8 protein-coding genes and 5 pseudogenes are annotated in these 12,079 nt (G+C 60.5%); 11 read left to right on the top strand and 2 right to left on the bottom strand.

Annotation, left to right across the window (positions count from 1 at the left end; all coding sequences use genetic code 11):
• Nucleotides 1–48: 48 nt before the first annotated feature.
• Together AC56QX_RS38630 and AC56QX_RS38625 are read left to right on the top strand one after the other, a co-directional pair.
• Nucleotides 49–231: pseudogene (locus AC56QX_RS38630) on the top strand (IS630 family transposase); the annotation flags it as partial.
• Nucleotides 232–362: 131 nt separating this feature from the next.
• Complete coding sequence (locus AC56QX_RS38625) at nucleotides 363–425, top strand: hypothetical protein (RefSeq protein WP_497118884.1); 63 nt, start codon at nucleotides 363–365, stop codon at nucleotides 423–425.
• Between the two features lie 248 nt (nucleotides 426–673).
• Here AC56QX_RS38625 and AC56QX_RS38620 read toward each other — a convergent pair.
• Nucleotides 674–843: pseudogene (locus tag AC56QX_RS38620) on the bottom strand (IS66 family transposase); the annotation flags it as partial.
• A gap of 4 nt (nucleotides 844–847) precedes the next feature.
• Between AC56QX_RS38620 and AC56QX_RS38615 the strand changes: the two are divergent.
• The 4 genes and pseudogenes from AC56QX_RS38615 to AC56QX_RS38600 all read left to right on the top strand — a co-directional run.
• A pseudogene (locus AC56QX_RS38615) lies at nucleotides 848–1,391 on the top strand (IS66 family transposase).
• A pseudogene (locus AC56QX_RS38610) lies at nucleotides 1,307–1,765 on the top strand (IS66 family transposase); the annotation flags it as partial. The pseudogenes AC56QX_RS38615 and AC56QX_RS38610, both read left to right, overlap by 85 nt.
• Before the next feature lie 2 nt (nucleotides 1,766–1,767).
• Nucleotides 1,768–1,896 carry a hypothetical protein gene (locus AC56QX_RS38605; protein ID WP_497118542.1) on the top strand — a complete coding sequence of 43 codons (129 nt, stop codon included), beginning with the start codon at nucleotides 1,768–1,770 and terminating at the stop codon, nucleotides 1,894–1,896.
• Between the two features lie 170 nt (nucleotides 1,897–2,066).
• Nucleotides 2,067–2,321 (top strand): annotated as a pseudogene (locus AC56QX_RS38600) (IS630 family transposase); the annotation flags it as partial.
• A 61-nt stretch (nucleotides 2,322–2,382) separates the two neighbouring features.
• Here AC56QX_RS38600 and AC56QX_RS38595 read toward each other — a convergent pair.
• Nucleotides 2,383–3,279, bottom strand: coding sequence for a MurR/RpiR family transcriptional regulator (locus tag AC56QX_RS38595; RefSeq protein WP_497118541.1), 897 nt, complete (start codon nucleotides 3,277–3,279; stop codon nucleotides 2,383–2,385).
• 236 nt (nucleotides 3,280–3,515) lie between these two features.
• On the opposite strand from AC56QX_RS38595, the gene AC56QX_RS38590 reads away from it, so the two are divergent.
• From AC56QX_RS38590 to AC56QX_RS38570, 5 genes are all read left to right on the top strand, one after another.
• Nucleotides 3,516–5,579, top strand: coding sequence for a hydantoinase/oxoprolinase family protein (locus AC56QX_RS38590; protein WP_497118540.1), 2,064 nt, complete (start codon nucleotides 3,516–3,518; stop codon nucleotides 5,577–5,579).
• A 5-nt stretch (nucleotides 5,580–5,584) separates the two neighbouring features.
• Nucleotides 5,585–7,336 (top strand): hydantoinase B/oxoprolinase family protein, encoded by a 1,752-nt coding sequence (locus AC56QX_RS38585; protein ID WP_497118539.1) that lies wholly within the window; start codon nucleotides 5,585–5,587, stop codon nucleotides 7,334–7,336.
• A gap of 297 nt (nucleotides 7,337–7,633) precedes the next feature.
• Entirely contained in the window at nucleotides 7,634–8,887 is a 1,254-nt protein-coding gene (locus AC56QX_RS38580) for an aspartate aminotransferase family protein (RefSeq protein ID WP_497118538.1), read from the top strand.
• A gap of 85 nt (nucleotides 8,888–8,972) precedes the next feature.
• Nucleotides 8,973–10,343 (top strand): aspartate aminotransferase family protein, encoded by a 1,371-nt coding sequence (locus tag AC56QX_RS38575; RefSeq protein WP_497118537.1) that lies wholly within the window; start codon nucleotides 8,973–8,975, stop codon nucleotides 10,341–10,343.
• On the top strand, nucleotides 10,343–12,058 hold the full coding sequence (locus tag AC56QX_RS38570) for an acetolactate synthase catalytic subunit (RefSeq protein WP_497118536.1): 1,716 nt from the start codon (nucleotides 10,343–10,345) through the stop codon (nucleotides 12,056–12,058). The genes AC56QX_RS38575 and AC56QX_RS38570 overlap by 1 nt, the downstream gene beginning before the upstream one ends.
• Nucleotides 12,059–12,079 lie beyond the last annotated feature (21 nt).

Here is a 12,079-nt window from a genome sequence, read left to right as displayed (position 1 = left end):
AGCGCCTCTCCACACGAAGCCTTGAAGAGAGGGCGCTAAGCCGAATACCCCATCTATAGCCCCGACTTTAATCCGATCGAGAATGCCTTCTCAAAACTCAAGGCGCTCCTACGCGCCAAGGCCGAGAGAACCATCACCGCTCTGTGGGATGCGGTCGGCTCACTCCTTGATCAGTTCACGCCAGCCGAATGCGCCAACTACTTCCAGGCCGCCGGATATGACCCAAATTAAACAGGACGTGCTCTAGGTTGCTGTTCCGGACGATATCGGCGCGCTGAGAGCAGCGCTGGCCAGAGCCGAAGACGAGGCCGCTCGCGCTGCATGGTCAGAGTTCTGAGCGCTCAGCCCGCCTGCACGACCAGATGGAGCTCACCTTCGAGGAACTCGAGAGCACGGCGACGGAAGACGAGATCGCCGCCGAATAGGCCGCGGCCCGGACCAGGGAGGTGGCGCCTTGTGTGCGCAAACGACCGGCCCGCCGCCATTTCCCGAGCATCTGCCGCGCGGACGCGTGGTCGAGCCGGCGCCGACCGCTTGCCACTGCTGCGGCGGTCATCGGCTGGGCAAGCTGGGTGAGGATCACCGAGACGCTGGAGGTGGTGCCGCGGCAATGGAAGGTGATCCAGCACGTGCGGGAGAAGTTCACCTGCCGCGACTGCGAGACGATCCGCCAGGCTCCGACCTGGTCGGCCAAGGTCGACAGGCTGAGCGGCACGCCTTCGAGGGCATAACGTTCAGACTGGCGGTTGAGCGGCTGATGCTGTCCGAAATTCTCGAACAGGATCATCGCCAGCGGGCCAGGACCGGCCCAGCCCCGCGGGGTGGGTGGAACGGCGCCGGCGCCGCGGTGCTGGTGCCGCTGTTCAAGCGGCTCGAAGCCCATGTGCTGGCCGCTTCACGTCTGCACGGCGACGACACGACGGTGCCGGTGCTGGCCAAGGGCAAGACCGATATCGGCCGATTGTGGATCTATGTGCGCGATGACCGACCATTCGGCGGCGCCTCCGCCGGCGGCAGTGTTCTACTATTCCCGCGATCGCCCAGGCGTACATCCCGCGGCGCATCTCGCCGGCAGGAGCGGCATTCTGCAGGCCGATGCCTATGGTGGTTATGGCCATCTCTATGCGACGGGCCGTCAGCCGGCGCCTGTTCTGGAAGCCAGCTGCTCGGCCCACAGCGGGCGCAAAGTGTTCGCGCTGGCCGATATCGAAGCGGCGGCGCGCAAGAAGGCGCGTAGCGAGGAGCCCAACCTGGTCTATCCGCTGGCGGTTGAAGCCGTGGAGCGCATCGATGCCCTTTGGATATCGAGCGCGAGATCAACGGCCTTGTCGCCGGCGCCATGCGCAAAGAGCGGAGCGTGCCGCTGGTCACCGAACTCGAGCGCTGGATGATCGAGTCGCGCGACAAGCTCTCGCGCGGATACGATCTGACCAAGGCCTTCTACATGCTGCGCCACTGGTCATCCTTCACCCGGTTCCTCGACGATGGGCGGATCTGCCTATCGAGCAATGCAGCCGAGCAAGCCCTGCGGGCATCGCTCTCGCCAGAAAGTCGTGGCTGTTCTGCGGTTCCGATCGCGGCGGACAGCGCGCTGCCGTTCTCTACAGCATGATCGTCAGCGCCAAGATGAACGACATTGACCCTCAGGCCTGGCTCGCCGACGTCCTCGCCCGACTTGCCCGTCTATCCGGCCCATCGGACCGATGATGTGCTGCCTTGGAATTGGAGATCCGCAAAACCGCGGACCCAACCAGCGGCGGCCTGATCATGCAGCGCAATAAGGTGCATCACGTCTACCCCGTCGAACGTGTCGCCAGGGACCTCGGCGTCCGAGAAGCGCTCATCCAGGACCTGGCCCTCGGTCTCGAGCCCGAGGACGGCGTCATCTGCGTTTAGGGCGCCAACGACGACGGGATCTTAGCCTTCACCGATGAAGGCATCGAGGAGGTCGAACTCCTCCTCGAACAACATCATCGCGTCTCCCCATCGAAAGCTTGACCCCAGCACCGCGGTGATCAGGTGCTCTTGGCCGCCGGATACGCACGTCTGCGGTCTTCACCGGATGGGTACGGCTGATCGGGGAGCGCAAGGACATCACGCTGAACGAGTTGGTGGAGCGGCTCATCGCCGCATTCGGTGCGGATCAGCCGCAGCGCCTTGAGCGCCTGGCTTCGCGGCCACGGCTGGACATTCGAACAAAGTCCGCCCACACACTGGAGCAGGATCGCCCCGACACCCTGAAGCGGTGCCGGGACTTGTTCGACGGCCAGCTGGATCTCCATCCTGCGAAGCTCACGGCCCCAGGGGAGCAGCAACTGTCCGGCTCAAATCGAAGCCCGGCTTCAGATTGGAATAGCCCTTCGATCATCGGAACACGCACTTTTAACGCGTTGAGATTTTGCGGCTGGGTTCCGCGAGATACTCTCCCGTTCCGCGGATTTCGAGTTCGTTGCGCTGAATGCGTGTTAGTGCTTCCGCGCCCAGCCTTGAGACGATGAGCGCAACAAGAATATTCCCGATGAGATAAGCGCCTGCAATGGAGTCCGGAAAGGCGTAGCTGCGTGCCGTCATCAGAAAAAGATGGTCGGCAAAAGCCGCAATTGGCGCGTTCTCGCTGTCAGTGATGGCAATAACCGTGGCACCTTGGGCTTTGGCACTTTTCGCGACGCTTAAGGTGACCCGACTGTAAGGATATGAAGTGAAGCCGATGATCACATCGTTCGGCGTGAGCCCATCGAGCTCCAATGCCGATCCTCCACCGACGTCCAGTAAGTGAGTGTTCGGCTTCGCCTTCCGTAAGGAATACGAAAATGAATAAGCTGCGGCAAAGAAAGGACGGCGGCCAATCACAAAAACTCGCGCAGCTTCCACTAACGTCTGCGTCGCAGCTTTAAGTTCCTTCTCGCTCAGGCCGGCAACCGCCGCTTTTTGAGCCTCGATTTCCCGCTCAGCGAACTGTGCGGCAAAACCGAGCGCGCCTTCCTTCTGGCCAAGGGATACGAGTTCAGCAGCGCGGCCTCTGTTACTGCGCTGACCGTTCATTAATGCAGCTATATACACTTCGCGGAGTTCGTCGAAACCCTTGTATCCAAGGCTCTGCGCCAACCGCACCAGCGTTACCGAAGGAACTCGTGCGCGCTTAGCAAGCTCACGCATAGAGCGAAATGGTATTTCGTCGCGATGGGCAATGAGGAACTGGATCGCGGCAGCCGCAGGTCCTCTAGCCTCGGGCATAAGCTGCCGCAGCTTCGTATCTATGTCGAGCGGTTTTGGGTTCATCCAAGCTATGTCTCATTTTTCAAAACACGGTGCCATGAATTTCGCTAGGAAGCAAATGATCCTTGTTGACTAAAAGTGAACTACATGATCCATTACGCGTAACCCTAATCAACGGCCTCATCCGAGTCATGACATGGAGTCGGCCTCTTCCGAAGGGGCAGTCAAGCCAACGTGGAAAGCACATCGGCACGACAGTATCGCGCTGCCGGTCGAGAGAACCCAGAGGAGAATCGGAATTGACGAAGGAAACCTGGAGGGTTGGGATCGACGTTGGCGGTACCTTCACCGATGTCGTCGCCGTCGGCTCGCGCTCCGGCATTCGCATACATAAGACCGCATCTACACCAGACGATCCATCCTTAGGCGTGCTTGCCGGCGTTTCCGCGCTGGCGGAGAGCCAGGGACTTACGATCCGAGAGTTCCTGTCGTCATGCACCCATTTCGTCCATGGTACCACTATCGCCACCAACACTCTCCTTGAAGGAAAGGGCGCAAGGACGGGCATGCTTGTCACTCGAGGCTTCCGCGATGCAATCGAGATCCGCCGCGGCTTCCGCGAGAACGTATGGGACTATCGGACGCCCTGGCCCGATGTGCTAGTGCCACGCTGGCTGCGCAGGCCGGTAACCGAACGGGTGCTGAAGGACGGACGCATCGAAGCTGAAGTCGATCGGGCAGATCTCGATGACGCCATCGCACGTTTCGAGGCGGCCGGCGTTCAGGCGGTCGCAGTCTGCTTTATCAACAGCTACCTTAATGATGCCAATGAAGAACTTTGCGTTCGTTACCTTCGCGAGGCAATGCCGGATTGCTTTGTTTGCGGATCGGCGAAGCTCGCGGCGGTCATGGGCGAGTACGAACGTTCCTCGACGGCTGTCGTCAACGCCTATATTGGTCCAAGGGTGGTTCCCTATCTCCGACAGCTCGACGAACGCCTCAGTGAACTCGGGATGTCGAATAGGCTTCTTCTCGTTCAAAGCAACGGGGGCGCGGCCTTTATAGACGATATAGAACAGCGCCCGGTTTCCTTGCTCCTCTCAGGGCCGGCCGCTGGTGTCGGCGCGCTCGACTATTTCTCTGGGAAAGATGGTCTTGGCGGTCTCATCACTATGGAGATTGGCGGGACGAGTTGCGATGTCATGCTTTATGACCGGGGAAAGGTTGGTGAGACTACCCGGCTTGACATTGCCGGGTACCCGGCGATCACGGCGAGCGTTGAAATCAATACGGTCGGCACCGGTGGCGGCACGATCGCCTATGTCGATGCTGGCGGCATGCTCCAAGTCGGACCGCAGGGTGCCGGCTCGCGCCCGGGCCCGGCCTGCTACGGGCTTGGGGGAACGATGGCCACGGTCACCGATGCCCACGTGGTGTTGGGGCGACTCCGGCCCGGCGCCTACGCGGACGGATCGGTCAACATTTGCTCGGAATTCGCGCATGAAGCGATCGCCAAGCACGTGGCGCAACCGCTGGGTCTGACGGTTGAAGGGGCAGCGATCGGCATCATCCGCCTCGCCGAACAGAACATGCTGCACGCAATGGAGCGGATGTCTAGCGAGCGCGGCGTCAACCCTCAAGCCCTGACGCTCGTTGCTTGCGGAGGCGCCGGAGCGCTCCACGGTGTGGCAGTCGCTCGGCTTCTAGGATGCCGGTCGGTGTTCGTACCCCGGCTTGCCGGCGTCTTCTGCGCGTTTGGAATGTGCAATTCCAATATTCGTCACGACCTCATTCAATCCTGCATGGTCGAGCTTTCGGATGAGACGCTTGCGCGGATTTCCGAACAGGTTGCTAAACGTGAGGACGAAGAACGCGGCCGGCTTCTTGAAAGCTTCTCCAGCGAGGCAATCGTCATCGATTGCTTCTTGGAGCTACGATATCGCGGCCAACAATGGACAGTGCGGGTGCCGTTCTTCGGCGGTACGGACAGCAAGCAGACGCTGCGGCATCGCTTCGAGGAAGAGTTCTCGAGCATCTACGGCTACGTGCAGGAACGCAACGAGGTACAAATCGTAGCCTTTCATCTTATCGGCAAGGGCCGGTTCCCCGCGCTTGCGCTGGAAGCCGCCGGCGCGACGGCTGAAAGCCCGCAGGCAAGTAGCACCCGCAGCATATGGATCGACACTCGCACTGGCTTCGTCGATGCGCCCGTGTTCTCTCCCTCGACGCTAAGTCCCGGGGCGAGGATAACAGGCCCCGCCGTCATCGAGGAACTGACGACGACCATTCTCCTCGGAGCGGCGGACATGCTGAAGGTCGATGAGGGCGGGAACTATTCTATTAAACTTTCTATTTCGGAGTGATGACCATGGCCGTCGACCCGATCATGATGACGCTGGTGCAGAAGCGTTTGGATCACATCTCTCGCTACATGGGCTGGGCGATGACGCGGACCGCGCAGAGCCCGATCTTCAGCGAGAGCCACGACTTCTCCTGCTTCCTGAGCAATGCCCGAGGCGATGCGCTATCCGTCGCCGACGGTCTTCCGATCCATACGGGGGGAGGCGATTTTGCCGTTCGCGCGGTACTTCGCGACTATGGCGGTGATCTTCACGATGGCGACGTCTTCCTGCTGAGCGATCCCTACGAAGCGGGAGGAAACCATCTTCCGGACTGGACGATAATCCGCCCGATCATCGTCGATGACAGGTTTCTTGGGTTTGCGAGCAATAGGGCGCATCAATCCGACATCGGTGGGGGTGCAGCGGGAACGTACAATGCTGCCGCGACAGAGATTTTTCATGAAGGCATCCGGCTTCCCGTCCTCCGCCTCTTCGAGCGCGGCCGTGTGCGCGAAGACCTTTGGCGCCTCCTTCTGCTTAACAGCCGCACCTCGGATCTTCTTGACGGTGATCTTGCCGCCATGGTTGGCTCGACGCGCACCGGGCGCGACAGGGTTGTCGCGCTCGCTCGCGAGTATGGTCTCTCTGAAACTGAGGGGGTTTTCAGCGCGATCCTTGATCATGCACAGACACTGATGAAGGAGATGATCCGCACAATTCCCGAGGGGGTCTACTATGGCGAGGATGTTTCCGACACTGACTGCTTTGAGTCGATGGACGTGCCCGTTCGCGTCACCCTTACGGTAAAGAATGAGCATCTGCATGTCGACTTCTCTGGCAGCGCGCCGCAAATCCGCGGCTTCAAGAACAGCTCGATTGCCAATACGAGTTCGGCGGTCTTCCTCGCGGTGATGTCGTTCTTCAACGGGCGCGTACCGCAAAACCAGGGCGCCATGCGGCAGATGACGATCGAGGCACCGCCCGGCACTGTCGTAAATGCCCTTCCGCCGGCGCCAATGACGATGAACACCGTGCATCCGACGAGCGAGATCGTCCACGCCGTATGGCGCGCCCTTGCGACCGCCATGCCTTTGGAAGGCTATGCCGGCTGGGGAAAGACTTGCTACTGCATTTCGTCGGGACAGAAAGACGATGGCAGAACTTACGTGATGTATCACTGGAACGGGTCGTCCGGGGCAGGAGCCGTCCGGGGGCGCGATGGCTTCCCTGCGGCCGGACAGCTCTGCACCCTCGGCGGGATGAACCTGCCTAATGTCGAGACCTACGAGCAGATCTATCCCGTAAAGATTCATCGCTCCGAGATGCGAAAGGACAGCGGGGGGGCAGGCGAGTTTCGCGGCGGAACCGGCCTTGAATACTCCGCCTCGACATATCAGCCCGCAGAGTACTCGTTTCGCAGTGAAGGCAGCCGCAAACCAACCGGCTATGGCATCGTAGGCGGCGAGCCGGGGGTGAAAGGCACAATCGCCGTGACGCTGTTGGACGACGGCGAAGCGATTGCCGTTCCACAATATGGAATCATGCAATTGGGATCCGCAAGGGTGGACGTCAGCTCCCCGGGTGGTGGCGGCTTCGGAGATCCGCTCAGGCGGGATCCCCTCGCAGTTCAGCGCGACGTGGTAGACGACATTGTGAGCCCTGAGATGGCCAGGGACGTCTACGGCGTCGTCCTCGGCTCCAATTTGCTTGCAGTCGACCTTTTGGCCACCGAAGCGCGAAGGCAAGAGCTTTTGGGGGTACGCTGCCCCACGCCTTAAGGCCCGGCCGCGCAACTCGAAAAAGTCGCGCTGCTCGGCCCTCTAGTTTGCGGGCAGCGGGGGTTAGTCCCGAACGTAACCTCGGAAGCAGAGTAGGAGTGCGTGTATGGAAATGAAGCATTTGATCCTGATTGACATAAATTGGTTCATGTGATCCAGTCGCCATCTCAACAAAAGTGGTCAAGGAGTTCGGACGTGCTGCCCATTTCAAGCTTAGGCCATAACCGGGGAGAGGTCGTTGGGCCGAAGTCTCGCGACGAGTTTCAACGAGCACTAAGGATCACACCAGGCGGAAGCATGCGTGCTGCCCCTTTTTTCGCTCCCCAGCCGCCTTATGCTGTGTCTGCAGCCGGCTGCTGGATCACCGACGCAGACGGCAGGAAGGTCTTCGACTGCGCAAACAACTTCTTCTCGCTCGTTCACGGCCATGCCTTTCCGCCGGTGATTGAGGCGCTGCACAAGGTCCTGAACGACGGCACCGCATTCGGGCTTCCGACTACGAGCGAGACCAGCCTTGCGGAAGCGATCAGCGCGCGATCGCCAAGGCTTGAGCAGGTCCGCTTCACGAGCTCCGGCACCGAGGCTGTCATGTACGCCGTCAAGGCCGCGCGCGCGATTACAGGACGCCCGATGATCGCGAAGTTTGAGGGCGCATATCACGGCGCTTACGACTATGTGGAAGTCAGCCTTGATTCTGCTCCAATGAACTGGGGCGATTCATCACCCAAGAGTGTGCTCTACGCCAAGGGAACTCCCGTCTCCACCGCCGCGGAGGTTCTGGTCCTCCCCTACAACGAGCCCGAGACGTGCAGAGAGCTCATCCGTGCACACCATGAGCGTCTCGCCGCGATCCTCGTCGATCCGCTCGCCTCCCGCGTCGGTATGGTTCCGATGGACGCGGATGTGCGGGAGGTCATCCAGGATTGCTGTAACCGCTACGGCATCCTGCTTGTGATCGACGAGGTCGTTTCATACCGCATCGGTTATCATGGCGCCCATGCCACGTTCGGCTTTGAGCCGGATTTGGTGGCTTTGGGAAAGATCATCGGCGGAGGCTTGCCTGTTGGGGCCGTCGCAGGGCCTGCGTCACACATGGCGGTCTTCGATCACACCAAGGGCAAGCCAGCCGTCTCCCACGGCGGCACGTTCAGCGCCAACCCGCTCAGCATGACAGCTGGGCTGGCGGCGCTGCAATCATACACTATGGATGCCGTGGCCCGTCTTAACCGGATGGGCGATATGCTTCGTAGCGAAATCACTGAGCAACTCCGAAGGCGCGAACTCCCCGCGCAAGTTACGGGCATGAGCTCCCTCTTTCGGCTCCATCTGAAGACTGAAGTTATCCGAAACTACCGGACTTCGTTCCCGAGCCCCGTGCAGAAGACTGCGCTGGCAAAGGTTCACCACGCAATGCTGGAACGGGGTTTTCTGATGACGCCGAATTGCTCCGGCGCGCTCTCGACACCGATGAGCAAGACCGATGTCCAAGATTTAGCCGCCGCCCTCGTGGATGCCATTCATGAAACTTGGAAACAATCTCAATGGGAGTGACCGAGCAAACGGTGGAAAGCGCAGTCGCATCAGCGCTCGCATCGGCGGCCTTGCCGATATGGCACGAGGTGCGAGGGGGATATCAATGACTACGCAATCAAACGCAGAAGTTCGGCACGAAACGCCGGCCTTGACCCACTCGGAGGAAGCGTTCGCACGCGCGATGTCGGTATTTCCCGACGGTACGAGCCGGGTAACGATCGAACGCGATCCAATTCCGAAGTACATGGAGCGAGGCGAAGGCGCTTATCTCTTCGATGTCGACGGAAACCGCTATCTTGATTTGAACGGGAATTTTACGACCCTCATCCACGGACATGCGTTCAAACCTGTCGTCGAGGCGGTCTATCGGCAGCTGGCGAGCGGCAGCTGCTTTGCCAATCCGACGAAGATGGAAATCGAGCTGGCGAGTATCCTTTGCGAGCGGATTCCGAATGTCGATCGCGTTCGATTTGTAAACACCGGCACTGAAGCCGTAATGTTCGCTATCAAGGCGGCACGAGCTCTCACCGGCAAGGCCGGAATCGCCAAGTTCGAGGGAGCCTACCACGGCGCCTATGACTGGGTTGAAGTCAGCCAGTCGGCAAGCCCGGAGAACTGGGGACTTGCCGACGATCCGGTCTCGGTGCCGTTGTACAAGGGAATGCCGGAAAGCGTTCTCCAAGAGACGCTTGTGCTGCGCTTCAATGACACTGAGCTGCTCGAGAAGAAGCTCCAGGCCCATGCGCATTGGATCGCAGCGGTCGTAATCGATCCGATGCCGAGCCGCGCTGGCCTGATAGCGCCGAACCCTGGCTTCCTGGAGGCGCTGCATCGGCTCTGCCGCCATCACGGTGTGCTCATCATCGCTGACGAAGTGTTGAACCTGCGCCAAGGCTACCACGGCGCATCGGCGCGATACGGGCTGAAGCCCGACCTGATCACCATGGGCAAGATAATCGGCGGTGGGCTGCCCATCGGTGCTATCGGCGGACGCGAGGAGGTTATGCAGGTCTTCAGCGCCAAGTCCGGGCGCCCCCTCCTGCCACAGGGCGGAACGTTCTCGGCCAATCCACTATCGATTGTAGCCGGCATCGCCGCAATGCGCGCCTTGGACAAAGCAGCGTTCGCTCGCCTCGACGGACTGGGGGAGCGGCTGCGTGCCAACCTCACCGAGATCATTGGCCAACGCGACGCTCCGTTTGCAGTTACCGGAGCCGGCTCCCTGTTTCGAATTCATCCGACGCGGCGGAAACCGCGTGAGTTCAGGGACACGGCAACCAATCCAGCCCAAAACGCCGTCCTAAGGACGCTCTCCCGCTTCTTTTCCCGGCACGGTGTCATTTTGCCGAATGGGGCTGCCGCGTGCCTGTCAACACCGATGGGAGAGACCGAGGTCGACACGATATCCGACCTGTTTCGTCTCTTCCTCCACGAACACGCAGCCGACATCAACAATATGGAGAAACCGGAGTAATGTCCGTAGAAACTGTAGCCGAACGGATTGCAGCAGCACTGCAACGCAACAGCGTCGAGATGATTTTTGCCCAGAGCCTGCCCTCGGCGGTGGTTCTGGCATGCGAAAAGATCGGAATCCGGCAGATCGCCTACCGCCAGGAAAATATGGGTGGGGCCATGGCCGATGGTTACTCCCGCATATCGGGCAAAGTCGGCGTCGTGTGTGCCCAAAATGGGCCTGCCGCAACGTTGCTCGTACCGCCGCTATCCGAAGCGATTAAGGCGAGTATTCCGGTGGTGGCCTTGGTGCAGGAGGTCGAGCGCCACCAGCTCGACCGGAACGCATTCCAAGAACTGGACCACATCGCCCTTTTCTCGGCTTGTTCCAAATGGACGCGACGGGTGATAACGGCCGATCGGATCGAGGACCATGTCGACTCCGCGTTTATCGCGGCCACCAGTGGCCGACCTGGCCCAGCCGTGCTCATTCTTCCGGCCGACCTGCTCCGCGAGAATGTTCCGGCTGGCGTACGCGGTCGGACAGGGAAATACGGCACGTGGCCCCTTGATCCCATCCGCCCGAGCGACGAGGCGCTCGCGGCGGTGGCCAAGTTGCTCGCTCGCGCCGAGTCGCCCGTGGTGCTGGCCGGAGGCGGCGCGGTTTCGCCGGCCGCGAGCAAAGCGCTCGCGGAGCTGCAGAGCACCGCCCATTTGCCCGTGTTCACAACAAATATGGGCAAAGGCGCTGTCGATGAGCACGCGCCCCTGACTTGCGGCGTAAGTGGGGGGCTGAACGGCCCAAGATCTCTCGGCTATCGCACGCGCGCCTTAATGGATGAGGCAGATCTCGTCTTTCTCGTCGGCACCAGGACCAACCAGAACGGAACCGATAGCTGGCGCTCGATTCCTTCTACGGCGACGGTCGTTCACCTTGACATCGATCCTTGCGAGATCGGCAGAAACTACCAGTCTGTCCGCCTCGTCGGAGACGTCGCCACTACAATTCAAGCCCTGACTGCAGCGCTTCGATCGGAGGATCTCTCCAATCGCTCGGCCAAGAAGGTATTGCTTGAACGTCGCATCGCCGAAGCCTGGGAGCAATTTGAGCAGGATCGCAGCATCTTCAGCGGCAGCAACCAGACGCCGTTGAGGCCGGAACGCATCATGCGCGACCTGCAATCGCGTATGACGCCGGAAACCATCGTCGTGGCAGACGCGAGTTATTCTTCAATGTGGATCGTCGGTCAGCTCCGCACACTTCGGGCAGGACAGCGGTTCATCGCTCCACGCGGCCTGGCAGGTCTGGGATGGGGCTTGCCACTCGGCATGGGCGCCAAGCTGGCAAGACCCGACAGTCCTGTTGTCGTATTCGTCGGAGACGGCGGGTTCGCCCATAGCTGGGGAGAACTCGAAACGCTCGTGCGGTCCGAAATCAACCTCACGGTGATCGTGCTCAACAACGGCGTGCTCGGCTTCCAAAAAGATGCCGAGACCGTAAAATTCGGCGGCTATACGACAGCCTGTCACTTCGCCCCCGTCGACCATGCTGCTCTGGCCAAGGCCTGCGGCTGCCAAGGGATCACAGTCAAAAATCCGGGCGACATTGGGTCTGCCCTTGACCGCGCTCTGTCCTCGAAGACGCCGGTGCTCATCGAAGTCATCACCGATCCTGATGCGCACCCACCGATCTCCCTTTTTACGGGCACCCTTGGCGAACCATCGGAACTGGTATGACGACGGCGCCTTTCACCAAGG

It is taken from the genome of Mesorhizobium sp. RCAM 06353 (genome assembly GCF_059683585.1).
This window is presented reverse-complemented; position numbering and strand designations above follow the sequence as displayed.